The sequence below is a fragment of the Actinoplanes regularis genome, from assembly GCF_900188005.1.
In the GTDB taxonomy this organism is placed as follows: Bacteria; Actinomycetota; Actinomycetes; order Mycobacteriales; family Micromonosporaceae; genus Actinoplanes; species Actinoplanes regularis.
In genome coordinates, this window is sequence record NZ_FZNR01000010.1 from 203,151 (window position 1) to 219,275 (window position 16,125).

General features: G+C 72.4%; 17 protein-coding genes. 11 read left to right on the forward strand and 6 right to left on the reverse strand.

The features are described from left to right. Positions 1-2 precede the first annotated feature (2 nt). From CHC09_RS25660 to rox, 6 genes are all read left to right on the forward strand, one after another. Positions 3-1,211: an LLM class flavin-dependent oxidoreductase gene (locus tag CHC09_RS25660; protein ID WP_089295738.1), complete on the forward strand. Its 1,209-nt coding sequence runs from the start codon at positions 3-5 to the stop codon at positions 1,209-1,211. Positions 1,212-1,284: 73 nt separating this feature from the next. Then, a complete protein-coding gene (locus CHC09_RS25665) occupies positions 1,285-2,211 on the forward strand; it encodes an LLM class flavin-dependent oxidoreductase (protein WP_089295739.1) in 927 nt (308 codons plus the stop codon). A 52-nt stretch (positions 2,212-2,263) separates the two neighbouring features. Beyond that, complete coding sequence (locus CHC09_RS25670; RefSeq protein WP_089295740.1) at positions 2,264-3,463, forward strand: acyl-CoA dehydrogenase family protein; 1,200 nt, start codon at positions 2,264-2,266, stop codon at positions 3,461-3,463. Positions 3,464-3,474: 11 nt separating this feature from the next. Then, a complete protein-coding gene (locus CHC09_RS25675; protein WP_089295741.1) occupies positions 3,475-4,443 on the forward strand; it encodes an aldo/keto reductase in 969 nt (322 codons plus the stop codon). Positions 4,444-4,445: 2 nt separating this feature from the next. After that, entirely contained in the window at positions 4,446-5,486 is a 1,041-nt protein-coding gene (locus tag CHC09_RS25680) for an LLM class flavin-dependent oxidoreductase (protein ID WP_089295742.1), read from the forward strand. 133 nt (positions 5,487-5,619) lie between these two features. Then, complete coding sequence (gene rox / locus CHC09_RS25685; protein WP_089295743.1) at positions 5,620-7,044, forward strand: rifampin monooxygenase; 1,425 nt, start codon at positions 5,620-5,622, stop codon at positions 7,042-7,044. 13 nt (positions 7,045-7,057) lie between these two features. Here the strand turns inward: rox and CHC09_RS25690 are convergent, their stop codons facing one another. Both CHC09_RS25690 and CHC09_RS25695 read right to left on the reverse strand, forming a co-directional pair. After that, entirely contained in the window at positions 7,058-7,750 is a 693-nt protein-coding gene (locus CHC09_RS25690; RefSeq protein ID WP_089295744.1) for a methyltransferase family protein, read from the reverse strand. Positions 7,751-7,831: 81 nt separating this feature from the next. Further along, positions 7,832-8,857, reverse strand: coding sequence for an alpha/beta fold hydrolase (locus CHC09_RS25695; protein WP_089295745.1), 1,026 nt, complete (start codon positions 8,855-8,857; stop codon positions 7,832-7,834). Between the two features lie 361 nt (positions 8,858-9,218). Here CHC09_RS25695 and CHC09_RS25700 point away from each other — a divergent pair, with 361 nt between their 5' ends. Then, positions 9,219-9,662: a hypothetical protein gene (locus CHC09_RS25700; protein WP_143232539.1), complete on the forward strand. Its 444-nt coding sequence runs from the start codon at positions 9,219-9,221 to the stop codon at positions 9,660-9,662. Between the two features lie 86 nt (positions 9,663-9,748). Here the strand turns inward: CHC09_RS25700 and CHC09_RS25705 are convergent, their stop codons facing one another. After that, positions 9,749-9,961, reverse strand: coding sequence for a hypothetical protein (locus tag CHC09_RS25705; protein WP_089295747.1), 213 nt, complete (start codon positions 9,959-9,961; stop codon positions 9,749-9,751). Positions 9,962-10,047: 86 nt separating this feature from the next. On the opposite strand from CHC09_RS25705, the gene CHC09_RS25710 reads away from it, so the two are divergent. Both CHC09_RS25710 and CHC09_RS25715 read left to right on the forward strand, forming a co-directional pair. Then, the gene (locus CHC09_RS25710) at positions 10,048-10,644 is read left to right on the forward strand and encodes a TetR/AcrR family transcriptional regulator (RefSeq protein WP_089295748.1); all 597 of its coding nucleotides are present in this window, start codon (positions 10,048-10,050) and stop codon (positions 10,642-10,644) included. 92 nt (positions 10,645-10,736) lie between these two features. Continuing rightward, positions 10,737-11,321: a hypothetical protein gene (locus tag CHC09_RS25715; protein WP_089295749.1), complete on the forward strand. Its 585-nt coding sequence runs from the start codon at positions 10,737-10,739 to the stop codon at positions 11,319-11,321. Positions 11,322-11,331: 10 nt separating this feature from the next. Here CHC09_RS25715 and CHC09_RS25720 read toward each other — a convergent pair whose 3' ends face one another. After that, positions 11,332-12,519: an alpha/beta hydrolase family protein gene (locus tag CHC09_RS25720; protein WP_089295750.1), complete on the reverse strand. Its 1,188-nt coding sequence runs from the start codon at positions 12,517-12,519 to the stop codon at positions 11,332-11,334. A 121-nt stretch (positions 12,520-12,640) separates the two neighbouring features. After that, on the reverse strand, positions 12,641-13,462 hold the full coding sequence (locus CHC09_RS25725; RefSeq protein WP_307833941.1) for an NADP-dependent oxidoreductase: 822 nt from the start codon (positions 13,460-13,462) through the stop codon (positions 12,641-12,643). Positions 13,463-13,554: 92 nt separating this feature from the next. On the opposite strand from CHC09_RS25725, the gene CHC09_RS25730 reads away from it, so the two are divergent. Next, positions 13,555-14,475, forward strand: coding sequence for an AraC family transcriptional regulator (locus CHC09_RS25730; protein ID WP_089295752.1), 921 nt, complete (start codon positions 13,555-13,557; stop codon positions 14,473-14,475). A gap of 103 nt (positions 14,476-14,578) precedes the next feature. Further along, positions 14,579-15,145: a P-loop NTPase family protein gene (locus tag CHC09_RS25735; protein ID WP_239138498.1), complete on the forward strand. Its 567-nt coding sequence runs from the start codon at positions 14,579-14,581 to the stop codon at positions 15,143-15,145. Positions 15,146-15,256: 111 nt separating this feature from the next. Here CHC09_RS25735 and map read toward each other — a convergent pair whose 3' ends face one another. Further along, positions 15,257-16,075 (reverse strand): type I methionyl aminopeptidase, encoded by an 819-nt coding sequence (map, locus tag CHC09_RS25740; RefSeq protein ID WP_089295753.1) that lies wholly within the window; start codon positions 16,073-16,075, stop codon positions 15,257-15,259. Between the last annotated feature and the right edge of the window lie 50 nt (positions 16,076-16,125).

Sequence of the window (16,125 nt, forward strand, 5' to 3'; positions counted from 1 at the left end):
ACTTGCTGCATCTGAACGTCAACATCCTCAACGCCGGTGTCTTCGGCGGATCGTGGCGCTTCCCGGGGACCGACGGCACGGCGAGCTACCGGATCGAGCACTACACCGAGATCGCCCGCAAGGCGGAGGCGGCGAAGCTGGACGCGGTCTTCCTCGCCGACGGGCCGGTGCTCGACCCGAGCATCCGGCACCGGCCCGGCAACAACCTGGAGCCGACCACGGTGCTGGCCCGGATCGCCGCGCGGACCGAGCGGATCGGGCTGATCGGGACACTGTCGTCGACCTACAACGATCCGGTCGAGCTGGCCCGCCGCCTCGGCGACCTGGACCAGGTCTCGGGCGGCCGGTTCGGCTGGAACGTGGTCACCACGGCCGGCGCGGCGGCCGCCCGCAACTTCGGCCACGACGTGGAGCCGGAACACGCCTGGCGCTACGAGCGGGCGGCCCGCTTCACCGCTCAGGTGGTGGCGACCTGGGAGGAGCGTTCCGGCCTGCGCTCGCCGCAGGGCCGGCCGGTGGTGGTGCAGGCCGGCGGCTCCACCGATGGGCGGCGGCTGGCCGCCCGGGTCGGGGAGGTGATCTTCTCCGCCGACCAGGATCTCGACCACGCGCGGGCGTTCCGCCGGGAGATCCGCGCCGGGGCGGCCGCGCTCGGGCGTGATCCCGCCGAGGTCGTGGTGCTGCCCGGGCTCTCCACGGTGGTGGGCGGCACCGAGGCCGAGGCGAAGACCCGGCGGGAACTGCTCGACGAACTGCTGCCGCCGGCGTACGCCCGCGGCCGGCTGGCCGGGCAGCTCGGCATCTCGCTCGACGGGCTCTCCGACGACGAGCCGATCCCCGCGGGCCTGCTCGTCGACCCGGACGAGGCCGGTGGATCGCAAACGTTCTACCGGGTGGTGAAGCAGATCATCGACCGGGAGCGGCCGACCCTCGGCCGGCTGCTGAAACGGCTCTCCGGCGGGGGCGGGCACCGGATCGTGGCCGGCACGCCCGAGCAGATCGCCGACGACATCGAGACCTGGTTCCGCGCCGGTGCCGCGGACGGCTTCAACGTGATGCCGGACGTGCTGCCGTCCGGCTTCGACGACTTCGCCGACCACGTCGTGCCCGAACTGCAGCGCCGTGGACTGTTCCGCACCGAGTACGAGGGGACGACCCTGCGCGCCCACCTCGGTCTCGGCCTTCCCGCCGTACCGGAGGTAACTCAATGAGCGAGCTTGCGAGCGAATCGGTTAGCTCAGTTGTTGGCTCATGTCGGTGCCGGAGCGAAGCGGAGGTGGCGGCATGAGCCTGCCGATTCAACTGGCCGTCGCGGTCGGCGGGCTGGGGCTGATCTCCCTCGGCGACGCCGAGGCGGTCGCCGCGGCGGCCGAGGCGGCCGGGGTCGCCGCGATCCGGCTCGCCGACCGTTCGGCGCACGGTCCCGTCCTCGACCCGACCGTGGTCGCGGCGTACCTGGCCGGGCGGCACGGCGCCATCGGCTACGTGCCGGTGCTGCCGACCACCGGCAACGCCCCGTACAACGCGGCGCGGCGGCTGCTGTCGCTGGACCGGGCCACCGGTGGCCGGACCGGCGTCGCGCTGCGGCCCGGCCACGGTGACGAGGTCAGCGAGCGGAACGTCCCGGATCCGGGCGCCACCGATCCGGTACGCCGCTGGACCGAGTACGCCCGGGTGCTGGCCCGGCTCTGGGACTCGTTCCCCCGCGCCGCCCTGATCGGCGACCAGAGGTCCGGTGTGGTCGCCGACGACACCCTGATCGACCCGATCCACCACGAGGGAACGTTCTACCGGGTCGCCGGCCCCCTCGACGGGCCGTCCTCGGCGCAGGGCCGGCCGGTCGTCGTCGCCGACCTGGACGCGGTCGGCGTGACCGCGGCCGCCACCGTGGCCGACGTCGTCGTGGCCGACCTGGACCGGGCCGGCGGGGCGGACACCGCCCTGACCCGGGCGCTGGGCCTCGCCGGTCGCGACCGCCGCGAGGTGGCGCTGCTCGGCCGGGTCAGGGTGACCCGGGCGGACGCGACCGGCGAACTCGCCGCCCGCCTGCGCGACGCGGCGGACGAACATCTGCTCGACGGCATCGAACTGCTCCCGGAGGGCGGCGCCGCCGACATCGTCGCCGTGCTGCGGGCGCTGCCGCCCCGGCCGCTGGCCCCTACCCTGCGCAGCGCCCTCGGCCTGCGTGGGCAACTGGTGACGCCGGCATGACCGGCGCCGCCGAGCAGTGCTCCCCCACCCCGATACGGACGGAGGCCCGCGGATGACGGCCGAACTGATCGAGACGACCTGGACCGTCGAGGGCATCCGGGCCGGCGCCGAGCCCGTCCTGCGCCGGCTCGCCGACGGCGCCCGTGATCGCGAGCTGACCCGCGCCTACGCGCACCGGGAGGTTCGGGCGCTCGCCGAGCAGCGGATCACCCTGCTCGGCATCGCCCGGGCCGACGGCGGCGCGGGTGGCACCGTGCGCGACGTCGCGGACCTGGTCATCGAGATCGCCCGGGCCGACTCCAACGTGGCACAGGCCCTGCGCAGCAGCTTCCTGACCGCCAATCAGGTGGCGACCCGGCCCGGCCTGCCGCACCGCGCGGTCACCCTGGCCCGGCTGCGCGCCGGCGACCTGTTCGCCGGCACCGCCAACGAGCGCGGCGGCGGCGCCGGCGGATCGGTGCACACCACGCTGCGGCGCGACGGCGACGGCTACGTCGTCGACGGCGAGAAGTACTACTCGACCGGCGGTCTCTACGCCTCCTGGTTCACCGGCACGGCCACCGGCGAGGACGGGCGGGTGTACGGCTTCACCGTCCCGGTCGACCGCGACGGCGTGCAGCGGCTCGACGACTTCGACGCGATCGGCCAGCGGCTCACCGCCAGCGGCACCACCCGCCTGACCGGCGTGCGGGTGACCGGCGACGAGGTGGTGGCCCGGGACGGCGGGCCGGCGGACAACCCGTGGCTCGGCTCGTTCGCCCAGCTCTACCTGGCCGCGGTGGAGGCCGGGATCGCCGCCTCGGCGCTCGACGACGCGCTCTGGTTCGCGCGCGAGCGGGCCCGGCCGATCAAGCACAGCACGGCGGCGACGAGCGTCGAGGATCCGTACGTCCGGCACACCGTGGGCGAGATCGCGGCCCGTGCCCATGCGGCCCGTGCGGTGGTGCTGCTCGCGGCGGAGGCGCTCACCGGCGTACGGGAACACTCCGGTGACCGGGCACGGGCCGCCGCCGCGGCCGCCGCGGTGACCGTCGCGCAGACCGGCGTGATCGCCGTGGAGTCCGCGCTGCGCGCCGCCGAACTGCTGTTCGACGTGGGCGGCGGGTCCGCCACGAACCGTGACCTCGCCTTCGACCGGCACTGGCGCAACGCCCGGACGGTCGCCAACCACAACCCCCGGCAGTGGAAGGCGGCCGTCGCCGGGGCCTTCCACCTGACCGGCGAGGAACCGCCCACCACCGGGCTCTTCTGAGAGGAACCGACATGACCGACCGCTACGACCACCTCGAATACCGCCGCACCGGGGACTCCGGGCTGAAGCTGCCGGCGTTCTCGCTCGGGCTGTGGCAGAAGTTCGGCACCGACTACCCCTACGACAACCAGCGCGACATCGTGCTGCACGCGTTCGACCTGGGCATCACCCACTTCGACAACGCCGACCGGTACGGCCCGCCGCACCGCGCGGCGCAGAAGTTCTTCGGCGAGGTGCTGCGCCGCGACCTGGCCGCGCACCGCGACGAGCTGATCCTGTCCACCAAGGCCGGCAACCCGATCGGCAGGAGCCCCTACCTGACCGGCGGCTCGCGCAAGTCGCTGCTCGCCTCGCTCGACCACAGCCTGCGCGACCTGGGCACCGACTACGTCGACATCTTCTACCACCACCGGGCCGACCCGGAGACGCCACTGGAGGAGTCGGTCGGCGCACTGGTCAGCGCGGTGCGGCAGGGCAAGGCGCTGTACGTCGGCGTCTCCAACTACGACCCCGAGCGGGCGCACCAGGCGGCCGTGCTGCTGCGCGCGGCCGGGGTGCCGCTCCTCGTCCACCAGCCCCGATACTCGATCTTCGATCGGACACCGGAGACGAACGGGCTGCTCGACCTCGCCGACGACGACGGGTTCGGCCTGGTCGTCTACTCCCCGCTGGCGCAGGGCCTGCTCACCGAGAAGTACCTGACCGGCATCCCGGCCGGCGCCCGCGCGCTCAACAGCGCGTTCCTGTCACCGGACGCCATCGACGACACCTACCGGGAGCGGGCTCGGGTACTGAACAAGATCGCGACGGAGCGGGGCCAGTCGCTCGCCCAGCTCGCCCTGCAATGGGTGCTACGGCAGTCACGGGTCACCTCCGCGATCCTCGGCGCCAGCTCACCCGCCCAGCTCGACCACAATGTCCGGGCGCTCGACTTCCCGCCGCTGACCGCGGACGAGCTCGCGCTGATCGACGGCGTCTGACGGTGGGCACGAGGATCGGGGCCGGTCTCGCCGACGGCCGGCCCTTCCGGCTCGGCTTCCTCCTGCACCTCGACGGGGATCTGCCCCCGGCCGACGCGTACCAGCAGGCGGTCGAACTGTTCCAGGCCGCCGAGGCGCTCGGCTACGACTCCGGCTGGGTGATCCAGCGGCACTTCCGGCAGGGCCGCGAGCACGTGTCGGCGCCGCTGGTGCTGCTCGCGGCGATCGCCCGGCACACCCGGCGGATCCGGCTCGGCACCGGCGTGCTCGTGCTCCCGCTGGAGGATCCGCTCAAGGTCGCCGAGGACGCGGCCACCGTGGACGCGCTCAGCGGTGGACGCCTCGAACTGGGAGTCGGGTCCGGGCCGTTCCCCGGCGCATGGGAGGCGTTCGGCCGCGACCTCGGGGAACGGCACCGGCTCTACGACGCCGCGGTGGCACGGCTGCACGACGTCCTCGACGGGGTGGCGCTCAACGGTCTGGGCGAGGTGCTGCATCCGCCCGGATCCGGCGTACGGCAGCGGTTGTGGCAGGCGACCACCAGCGACCCGGAACTGGCCCGCGACGCCGCGGTGGCGGCCGGCAAAGCCGGTGACGGTCTGCAACTGTCCCGGGCGACCGCGTGGCGCTCCGCCTCCCCGGCGGACGCGCAGTCCCAGCAGGCGTCCTGGATCGACGCCTACCGGGCGGCCGCCACCCGGGAGCCTCGGGTACAGGTGTCCCGGGCGGTGTATCCGCACCCCGACCCGGCCGAGGCGGTCCGGCTGGTCACGCCGGGCGTCCGGCGGTGGCAGAGCTGGCTGTCGTCGAAACGGGAGGTGGCCGGGCTCAGCGTCGAGGAGTACCTGACGGCCGACCACGCGTTGCTCGGCCCGCCGTCCCGGCTGGCGGGCGAGCTCGCGACCGACCCGGCGCTGCGTTTCGTGACCGATCTGCTGATCAGCTTCGTGCCGGGCGTTCCCTCGTTCGCCGAGCATCTGCGGCTGCTCGAGACCACGGCGCGTGACCTGGCGCCCGTGCTCGGCTGGCGGCCCGCGGCCTGACCTGGCCCTTCGCGTGTGGGTCGCACTCCCGCCACTACCAACGTATCGCGGGGAGGGGGTCTTGCGGCAAGGCCCCCTCCGCGTCGCAGAATCGTCGGCCGGAGCACGAACCTACGAACGAGTTGGGGGGTTCATGTTCGACGTGATCATTGCCGGGGGCGGGCCGACCGGTTTGCTGCTCGCCTGCGAGCTGCGGCTGCACGGGGTACGGGTGGTGGTCCTGGAGCGGGACGCCGAGCCGACGAAGATCGTCCGTTCGCTCGGCCTGCACGCGCGCAGCATCGAGCTGATGGACCAGCGCGGCCTGCTGGAGCGGTTCCTCGCACACGGGAAGAAGTTCCAGATCGGCGGCTACTTCGCCGGCATCACCAAGCCGTGGCCGGAGCGGTTGGACAGCGCGCACGGCTACGTTCTCGGCATCCCGCAGCCGATCACCGACCGGCTGCTCAGTGAGCGCGCCACCGAACTCGGCGCCGAGATCAGGCGCGGCAGCGAGGTGGCCGGGCTGAGCCAGGACCCGGACGGCGTCACCGTGGAACTCACCGGCGGGACGCGGCTGACGGCGCGCTACCTCGTCGGCTGCGACGGTGGCCGCAGCACGGTGCGCAAGCTGCTCGGCGTCGCCTTCCCCGGCGAGCCCAGCAGGATCGAGACGCTGCTGGGGGTGATGGAGCTGACCGCACCGGCCGAGGAGGTGGCCGCCGTGATGGCCGAGGTCCGCAGGACGCAGCTCCGGTTCGGCGCCGGGCCGCTCGGGGACGGGACGTACCGCGTCGTCGTCCCGGCGGCGGGGGTGAATGAGGACCGTTCCGTGCAGCCGACCCTGGAGGAGTTCCGGCGGCAGCTGCGGGCCACGGCCGGCACCGACTTCGGCGCGCACTCGCCGCGCTGGCTGTCCCGCTTCGGGGACGCCACCCGGCTGGCCGAGAGCTACCGGTCCGGCCGGGTCCTGCTGGCCGGGGACGCGGCACACGTCCATCCGCCGCTGGGTGGTCAGGGGCTCAACCTGGGGCTGCAGGACGCGTACAACCTGGGCTGGAAGCTCGCCGCCGAGGTGGCCGGGTGGGCGCCGGACGGTCTGCTCGACAGCTATCAGGCCGAGCGGCATCCGGTCGCCGCCGGGGTGCTGGACAACACCCGGGCGCAGGCGGTGGTGATGTCGCTGGAGGCGGGGCCGCAGGCGGTGCGCCGGCTGCTGGCGGAGCTGATGGAGTTCGAGGAGGTGAACCGGTATCTGATCGAGAAGATCACGGCGCTCGGGGTGCACTACGACTTCGGGGAAGGGCATGAGCTGCTGGGGCGGCGGCTGCGGGACGTGCGGTTGAAGCGCGGGCGCCTCTACGAGTTGATGCGCGCCGGCCGTGGCCTGTTGCTCGATCAGACCGGCCGGCTGTCGGCGGAGGGCTGGGCCGACCGGGTCGATCACGTGGTCGACGTCAGCGAGGAGTTGGACGTGCCCGCCGTCCTGCTGCGTCCGGACGGGCACGTGGCCTGGGCCGGGGACGATCAGGAGGAACTGGTCACGCACCTGCCGCGCTGGTTCGGCGCCGCCGCCTGAACCCGCGCGGGCCTCAGCGGCGGCTTCGCCACGGCACGAGCGACGGGACTCGCTTCTCGTACGCCGGATAATCGGTCCCGAAACGGGATCGGAGATCCCGCTCCTCGAATTCGATCCCGACCATGATGTACGCGGTTCCCGCAACCGCGAAGAACAGGTGGCCGGCCGTCATCCGTGGTGTCGCCCAGAACGCGACCACCAGGCCGAGCATCATCGGATGGCGGCACCACCGGTAGAGCCAGCGTTCCTTGAATTCCGGCGGCCGGTATTCCTGCCCACGCAGGTGCCGGTACGCCTGTTTCAAACCCACCAGATCCGCGTGGTCGACCATGAAGGTCGACCCGATCGCGAGCGCCCAGCCGGCCGCGTAAACGACCCACAGCCAGGATCCCGTCTGCCAGATCACTCGCGGCACCGGCTGCCACCAGGCGAACAGCGCGACCATCAACAGGCTCGCGGCCAGTACGAACGTGCCGCGTTCCGCCGGTTGCGGAATCAGCCGGGTCAGTCGGCGTTTGAATCCGGCACGAGCCATCACCGAATGCTGCACCGCGAACGCGAGCAGGAGTGCCGCGTCGATCGGCAGGGCGGCCCAGGCCGGCCGGGTCGCGGGGCCGTCGATCGGGCCGGTCAGGAAGACGATCGCCCAGACGGTGCTGGACAGGAATGCCGCGTACGCGATCACGGCGTAGCCGAAGACTTTCATCCCCTCATCGTCGCCACGCCGCGACCGTGGGACAGGCGGGAAAATACCTCAGTTCACGCCGCCGGCCGGGTGGACGGGCGCTCAGTTCGCGCCGCCGGCCGCCACGTACCAGGCGGCGATCTGCGCCCGTGAGCGGAAGTCCAGCCGCAACCGGATCCGCTCGACGTGGGCCTCCGCGGAACGTTCCGCGATGCCGAGACGTTCGCCGATCTCCCGGTTCGTGCATCCCCGCGCGACCAGCGCCGCCACCTCGTGCTGACGCGCGGTCAGCGCCGGTGCCACGCCGCGCCGCCGGACGGGGAGGCCGAGAAACCGCCGGATCTCCCGGACCAGCGGTTCGACCTCTCCGACGTACGGCAGATGCGATCGTCCCGGGATCGCCACGAACCGCGCCCGCGGGATGCCGTCCGCCAGCCGCCGCCCCTGCGCGATCGGCGCGGCGCGGTCCCGCTCCCGATGCACCACCAGCGTCGGCGCGGCGATCCGGCCGAGAAGATCAAGAACGTCTGTCCCGTACGCCATCAGCAGCATCGCGCAGGCGGTCTCCGCGCTCGCCGACTCCCGCTGGTAGCGGGTGAACGCCGCCCGCGTCCCGGCGTCCGCGTCCGGCGCGAAGAGGTCGGCGAGCAGGTCGGAGGCGAGCCCCCAGTGCTGCCGCACCAGCCCCAGCACATGGCGCTGGATCTCCGGCGCGGCGACGGCCGGGCCATGCGGCCAGCCGCCGTAGAGCACCAGCCGCGACACCGTCTCCGGGTGGCGACCGGCCCAGGCCGCCGCGACCGCGGCACCGCTGGAGACGCCCATCAGATCGAAACGGCCGGCACCGGTCGTGGCGAGCACCGCCCGCAGCGCGTCGAGCTCACGGTCCATCGTGTACGGCTCCGGCGTCGCGCGTCCGGAGAGCCCACAGCCCGGTTTGTCGTACCGGATCAGCCGGCGGCCGTCGGCGAGCGTCTCGTAGAACGCCCGCTCGGCGGGGAGCGCCCAGCTCAGATCGAGATGACTGAGCCAGCCGGAAACGTAGACGAGTAGTGGCCCGGACCCGGCCGTCGCGTACGCGATCGTGGCGCCGGCCGGTGAGACGGTCGTCGCGATGCGCTGGCCCATCGCCACATTGTGCGTCAACCCGCTCCGACCGGGCATCATCTGCCCGGCAGCCGCCAGCTCCACTGCCAGGGCCGGCGGAACCGCCGCCCGTGATGCGCGAGCTCGTCATAGGGGAACTCGGCCACCCGCTCACACGCGTCGGCGAAGACGGCCTCGTACCCGGCACGGCCAAAAGGTGATCGGCGCGGTCCGATGTTCCACCGGGCTCGGCTCGGTGAAGCCGTTTTCCCAGCGAAAGTCCGACCAGGTCACGGCGCCGGTATCGGCGGAAGAACGACACCGTTCCCGGGACTCGGCCGAAGGGGCTGAGGTGCCTTGGTGGAGGTCGCGTGGACACGACCCGGTGCGGAAGGATGCGCGGGTGAGTAGGTACATCGAGTTCTTTGCCGCTCCCAGTGACGCGGCCGCGGCTGCCGTCCGAAACAGGGGCGCCGCCGAGAGGTATGCGGTTGTGGACGCCAGTGACATCTACTTCTGTGCCGATGACGCGGTGATCGCTTGGCGGAACCTGTTGGCCGGGCGCGCCGGTCCCTTGGTGTCCGGGCAGGACGACCCGCACATGGTGGCGGACTTCGTCAACGACGGCAGCGCGGTGTTCGCCCTGCCGGACGAGCTCGTCGTCGATCTGATCAAGGCGTCGCCCGTCCGGTTGCGTGAGGTTGCCGAGGTGTGGGTTCCAGCGGTGGTGGCGGATGGCACGGAGATCGATGTGGAGACCGCGGTGGTCCTCATGTCGGGGATCGCTGAGCTGGCACGGGTCGCGGCGGGCACGGAGAACCGCCTCTACTGCTGGGTGGCCCGCTGACCGCTCCCGGGCCGGCTGCCCTCATCGACGGCCTCTGCTCCGCGTCCCGCCGGGCCTCGGATCCGGCCGGTCGGGTATCCCGCGGATCAACGGTCGCGGTCACCGGCCGTGCGGGTGTCCGCGCCACCGCGGGCAGCGAGGGCGCCACCGACGACAGCCATTACGACATAGCAGGCCAGGTGGGCCGGGAAGCCGCCCGGGACCCAGCCGAGGATGCCGGCGTTGTCATGGTCGAGGAGCAGGCGGATGCCGCCCTGCACGCCCACGACCAGTAGGACCAGCATCACGACGTGTTTCATCGCTACCTCCGATTTTTTGGTTCGATCGAACCATAACAAGGTTTGGTACGATCGCACCACTTCCCCATGCCGACAAGAGAGCCGCCTTGCCACGACAGGTCGATCACCAGGAACGCCGGCACCGGATCGCCCGGGCCGTCTGGCGACTGGCCGCGCGAGGTGGCCTGGAGTCCGTGACGCTGCGACAGGTCGCGACCGAGGCGGGCGTCCCACCGAGACAGCTGCAGTACTACTTCGGAGCGCGTGAGCACCTGCTTCTCGGCGCCCTGGAGATCCTCAACGCGGACGCGGAACGCCGCGCCGCCGAGCGGATGGACGAACTCGGTGCGGATCCGTCACCGCGCGCGTTGGTGCGGGCGGTCCTGCTCGAACTCCTCCCCCTGGACGACGCGCGACGCGAGGCGCAGGTCGTGCACGCGGCCTACTTCGTCCGGTTCCTCACCGACCCCGGACTGGCCGCTTCGGTGCGGGACAGCCCACCCGCCCTCGAGGAACTCGTCGCGTCCCTGCTCCGGCACGGTCAGGACCTGGGACACACCTCGGATGCGATGAACCCGGAAGCCGAGGCGGCGTTCCTGGTCGCGGGCGCACAGGGCCTGCAGCCGCCCGTCCTGCTCGGTCAGTGCGAGCCGGCGCGGGCCGTCGAACTGATCGACCTGCAGCTCAACCGCCTGTTCCCGTAGGCGACAAGCGGCTGAACTGAGCACCGGCGCAGGAGACCTGCGAGCCGGTGCGGGTGGTGCGGTGGACCGCGGATGGTGGCAGGGTGCTTGGGGTGAGCTTCTTCGATCGGGTTCCGCCGCCGCCCGCCAGACCCGCGCCGCCCGAGCGGCCACGGCCGAAGTGGATCAAGCCGGAGACCGAGGTCGGTGGGGTGGTCGCGGCGGAGTTGCTGCTGGCCGGCTCGGATCGGGCGGTGATCGGGTTGCGCGGCATCACCGCGTACACGAACGGCTTCGATGTGAATCTTGTCGCGGTCCTCCGGCAGGAGGATCGCGATGGCAGGTACTTCCACCTCGGGTTCCACCGGGAGTCGCCCAATGAGCCGCCCGCCCCGGAGTTCCTCCGGATCGGTGTCCAGTTCGCGGACGGCGGCGTGGCGACCAACCTCAACGAGTACGCGCTCTTCGATCCGCTGGACGAACCCGCGGGGCCGATCCTGACCCACGACAGTGGGGGCGGCGGCGGACGGCGGTACGAGATGCGGTACTGGGTGTGGCCGCTGCCTCCGCCCGGACCGGTCACGTTCGTCTGCGAGTGGCCGGCCTTCGGCATCGCCGAGGCCCGCGCCGAGATGGACGGGCAGGTGATCCGCGACGCCGCGGCCCGCAGCGTCGTCGCCTGGCCCGACCAGGAGTAAGCCTGGGCGGTCAGGGGATGAACCGCACCTCCGGGAAGGCCGGATTCGGGCCCTCGAGCAGACGCTGCCGCCGGTGGCGGAGATGCAGGTCGAAGAAGGCGAGCGGATAGGTCTGCTGGATCCGCACCGCCCGGACCGGATCGAGGGTGCCGATCCAGCCCGCGAGGTCCTCGTCGCTCATCCCGACGATGCTCGCCAGTTGCGGCATCAGCCACTGGAGGTCGCAGTACGCCCCGTGGACCGCGCCGTCGGCGTGCACATCGAGCCGCCATCCCCGCAGGTGATCCCAGAACTGGGCGACGCTCGGCTCGGCGGCCCGGGTGAAGTCCGCGGTCATCAGCATGAACGGCCGGTCGAGGTCGGTGGCCGCCGGTCGCGACTGCATCGGGCCGTCGAAGCCGAGCCCGGCCCGGACACGCCGGTCCTGGTTCATGACGAGCGCGGTCGAGGTAGCGCCCTTCGACCAGCCGAACATGCCGATCCGGTGCGGGTCGAGGGCGGCACCGAGGCCGGCGGGCAGCCGGCGACGCTCGGCGTCAGGGTTGCGGCCGGCGGCGAGGTCCTCGATGCGGTCGAGGACGAACCGGATGTCGTACGCGGAATCCCAGGGTGTGAACGGCGCGTCGGCGGGGACGGCGAGCCGGCCGTCGGGGAATTCGACGAACGCGTCGTCGGTGTGGTCCACCGTGACCACGACGTAGCCGTGGCTGGCGAGTTCCTGGACCACGATGGTGGTTTCGGAGCGGTAGCCTCCCGCGCCGTGGGAGTACACGATCACGGGCAGGCGACCGGGGGCCCGGAGCACCGCGGCGCCCTCGTGACCGGCTGTCAGGGGCGCCGCCACGGCGTCGGGATCGAACCCGGCGGACCCGAGCAGTGCGCGCAGCGGGGCGGCGGCCATCCACGGCGCCACCTGATGACGCCGGGCGTCCCGGGTGGCGGGATACCAGACGCCGGCCATCAGTTCGCGGTGGTGTCCCGGGCCGGCGACCGGATCCGGGCGGGACTCGTCGATCAGGTGCAGGGACACGGTGCCGACCGGGTGCGGGCCGGTGGGTGGGGGCAGCGTGAGCCGGGCCGGACCGGACGCGGCCCGGGCCGGACTCCCCCGGCCGGCGGCGCCGAGCGGTACGGCGACTCCGGCGGCGAGCGCGGCTGCGAGCAGGCGTCGACGGGTCAGCTCATTGATTTCGATCATGCCCCAAGACTGCCGCCCGGCCTTCTCCCCCGCATCGGTCCACAGGCGACAATCGCGGCGGGCGGCTGTGTCCCGTGGTCGTACGTCCACGGGCCGATGCGAGACCCGGACGCGGACCGGATCACGGGGTCAGAACGGTCTTGCCGCGTAGCCGGTTCGCCTCGGCGTCACGGTGTACGGCGGCCAGCTCGGTCAGCGGGCGGCACCCGGCGACATCCACCCGCACGACGCCGGCGTCGATCAGGGCGACCAGTTCGGCCAGCTGGCCGGGGTCGTTGCGGGCGACGAAGTGCCTACCGACCGGGACCGTGACGGAGACCAGGACCGGGGCCAGCGAGCTGATCTCCGCCACCCGCGGCGGCTCGAGATGGGCGAGGTTGAGCACGACGTCCACACCGGCCGGCAGCGGCGTGGTCGTGTAGTCGACGATCTCGTCGGCCCCCTGCTCCCGGACCGTCCCGGCGCTGCGCGGCGAGGCGGTCGCGATCACGTAAGCACCGGCGTACCTGGCCAGCTGCACGGCGAACCCACCGACCCCACCGCCCGCACCGTTGATCAGCACACGCTGGCCGGGCCTGATCTCAGCGTGCTCGAAGACGGCCTGCCAGGCGGTCAGGCCGGCGACCGGGATGGCGGCCGCGTTCACGAGCGGGATCGTGGCCGGGGCGGGGACCAGGTCGGCTGCCGGCGCGACCACGTATTCGGCGGAGGCGTCCGGGACCCGGCCGATCACCCGGTCGCCGGTCGCGACGACGGTTCCCGAGACGTCGCAGCCGAGGGTGCACGGCAGCTCGACGGGGAGCAGCCCACGCCGTACCCCCAGGTCGGAGGGGTTGAACGAGGTGGCGGCAACCTTGATCAGCACCTCGTCCGGGCCCGGCGCGGGCCGCGGGATGTCGTCGTCCTGGATCACGTCGGCCCCGCCGTGACGGTGAATTCGCATGGCTCGCATGGAGATGACGGTATGCGCCTTGCGCGGGACGAACCATGCGTCGCTGACCTGGTTTTATACGCGATCGTCCCTAGACTCGAGGGATGGACGTGCTCAGCGACGTGATCGCGGTGATGCGGACCGGCGAGCCGCGCTCGGCCCGGGTCGAGTGGGCGGCACCGTGGGCGCAGGAGTTCGCCGCCGTCCCCGGCGCCGCCGGATTCCAGGTGATCCTCGCCGGGCCGTGCTGGTTGACCAGGGCGGACGGCGAGCCGATCGGGCTGTCCGCCGGAGACGTCGTGTTCCGGCCGCACGGACGCGGCCACACTCTCGCGGACAGCCCGGCGACCGTGCCGGCCGGGCCCGCCTGCGATCCCCGCTCGGTGGAGCGCTTCGCGAACCGGGCCGTGGACGAGCCGGCCACGGTCGTGCTGTGCGGTGGCTACGAGCTCGCCGCCGGGCGCACGCATCCGCTGCTCACCGGGCTGCCCGAGCTGATCCACCTGCCCGCGCACCTGGGCCGGCACCCATCGCTGCGAGCCACCGTGGACCTGCTCGCCGGCGAACTGGAGAACCCCCGGCACGGCACCGACGCGATCGTTCCGGCGCTGCTCGACACGCTGCTGCTGCACATCCTGCGCGCCTGGCTCGACCAGGCCCCGGTCGCCGGAACGGGCACCGGGTGGGCCGCCGCGCTCAACGATCCACCGATCACCGCCGCCCTGCAGGCGATGCATCGCGCTCCGGGCCGGCAGTGGACCGTCGCGGCACTGGCCGCCGAGGCCGGCATGTCGCGTACACCGTTCGCCCGCCGCTTCACCGACCTCCTCGGGCAGCCGCCGCTGACGTACCTGGCCTGGTGGCGGATGACCACGGCGGCTCGCCTGCTGAAGGCTTCGGACGCACCGCTGGGCACGATCGCCGGGGAGGTCGGCTACACGTCCGAGTTCGCCTTCGCCGCGGCGTTCAAGCGCCGCTTCGGCACTCCCCCGGGACGATACCGCCGGGCCGAGGCCCTCGAATGAGACGAAACCCCGGCGGAACGCTTGCGGCCGCGGGTGGTTCCGCTTGATTCTTCTCCGGTACGACCGATCGGGCCCCGTGGCCAGCCCTCGCGGGCCAAGCCCCGTGCCGGACGCGGAGACCGGAGGTGACCCGCTGACAACGGCGAGACGGATCGTCGTCTACGGGGTGACCGGGGCGGGCAAGACCACCCTCGCTCGCCGCATCAGCGAGCGCACGGGCCTGCCCTGGCACGCGGTGGACGACCTGACCTGGGAGCCCGGGTGGATCGAGGTGCCGCCGGCCGTCCAGCGTGACCGGATCACCGCGATCTGTGCCGGTGACGCCTGGGTTCTCGACAGCGCCTACCTGTCCTGGATCGACGTACCGATGGGCCGCGCCGACCTGGTCGTCGCCCTGGACCTCCCGCACTGGCTGTGCCTGGCACGCCTGCTCAGGCGCTCGGTGATCCAGGCGATCCGGCGCACGCCGACCTGCAACGGCAACACCGAATCCCTGCGTGACCTGTTCACTCGCGACTCGATCGTGGTCCAGCAGTTCCGCTCGTACCCTCGCAAGCGCCGCCGCATGCGGGCCTGGCCGGCCGACCCGGCGCTGCCACCGGTGCTGCTGCTGCGCTCCCCGCGCGCAGTCCGTGCCTGGCTGGCCACACTCCCCCGCGATCGGCAGTAGTCTCCGCACTCGTGGAGGTTCGCTGCACCGCGCCCGCACGAGCACCGGCTGGACACGCCGGTGGTATCAGCGGCGTCGATGCGACGGTGAAAGCCGGCCGGGGCGCGGCGGTCAGGGCGTTACGGCCGACTTCTCGTCGCGGATCGTGGGACGGTCGGCGCCGGCGGGGCGACGGGTGAGAACCCGCGGGCCGGCCGCGGTGATCGCGACGGTGTGCTCGGAGTGCGCCGTCCGGGATCCGTCGGCCGACCGGATCGTCCAGCCGTCCTCATCGAACTTGATCTTGTCGGTGCTGGCGCAGAACCAGGGCTCGATGGCGATCGTCAGACCGGGCTCGAGCTTCATGCCACGCCGAGGGCGCCCGTTGTTCGGCACGTGCGGCGCCTCGTGCATGGTGCGGCCGAGACCGTGCCCACCGAACTCGACGTTGACGCCGTACCCGTAACGATGTGCGACCTCGCCGATCGCGGCCGAGATGTCGCCGAGCTTGCCGCCGGGGCAGGCCGCCGCGATGCCGGCCTCGAGCGCGACCTCGGTGGCCTCGATCAGCTTCAGGTCGGCCGGGTCGGGCGTCCCGACGACGACCGAGACCGCGGAGTCGGCGACCCAACCGTCGATGGCGACCGCCATGTCGACGCTGACCAGGTCACCGTCGCGCAACACGTAGTCCCGCGGGAGTCCGTGCAGGACGGCGTCGTTGACCGACAGGCACAGCACGTTACGGAACGGACCCCGGCCGAACGAGGGAGCGTAGTCCCAGTAGCAGGACTCGGCGCCGCGCTCCTTGATCCGGCGGCGCGCGTGGTGCTCGAGGTCCATCAGGTTGACACCGACCTCGGCGTTGTCGCGCAGTTCCGCGAGCAGCTCGCCGACGAATTGGCCGGTCACGGCCATTCGCTCGATCTCCTCCGAGGACTTCATCTCGATCACGGCGGTTCCTTCCCTCTCCAGGCGGTATATTTATACCACCCGCCTTCCCG

Coding starts and splice junctions, on each gene's coding strand:
- CHC09_RS25670 (WP_089295740.1), top strand. CDS start 2,264: ATGACGGCCGAACTGATCGAGACGACCTGGACCGTCGAGGGCATCCGG.
- CHC09_RS25690 (WP_089295744.1), bottom strand. CDS start 7,750: ATGAAAGTCTTCGGCTACGCCGTGATCGCGTACGCGGCATTCCTGTCC.
- CHC09_RS25695 (WP_089295745.1), bottom strand. CDS start 8,857: ATGGGCCAGCGCATCGCGACGACCGTCTCACCGGCCGGCGCCACGATC.
- CHC09_RS25675 (WP_089295741.1), top strand. CDS start 3,475: ATGACCGACCGCTACGACCACCTCGAATACCGCCGCACCGGGGACTCC.
- CHC09_RS25665 (WP_089295739.1), top strand. CDS start 1,285: ATGAGCCTGCCGATTCAACTGGCCGTCGCGGTCGGCGGGCTGGGGCTG.
- CHC09_RS25725 (WP_307833941.1), bottom strand. CDS start 13,462: ATGCGAATTCACCGTCACGGCGGGGCCGACGTGATCCAGGACGACGAC.
- CHC09_RS25720 (WP_089295750.1), bottom strand. CDS start 12,519: ATGATCGAAATCAATGAGCTGACCCGTCGACGCCTGCTCGCAGCCGCG.
- CHC09_RS25705 (WP_089295747.1), bottom strand. CDS start 9,961: ATGAAACACGTCGTGATGCTGGTCCTACTGGTCGTGGGCGTGCAGGGC.
- rox (WP_089295743.1), top strand. CDS start 5,620: ATGTTCGACGTGATCATTGCCGGGGGCGGGCCGACCGGTTTGCTGCTC.
- CHC09_RS25730 (WP_089295752.1), top strand. CDS start 13,555: ATGGACGTGCTCAGCGACGTGATCGCGGTGATGCGGACCGGCGAGCCG.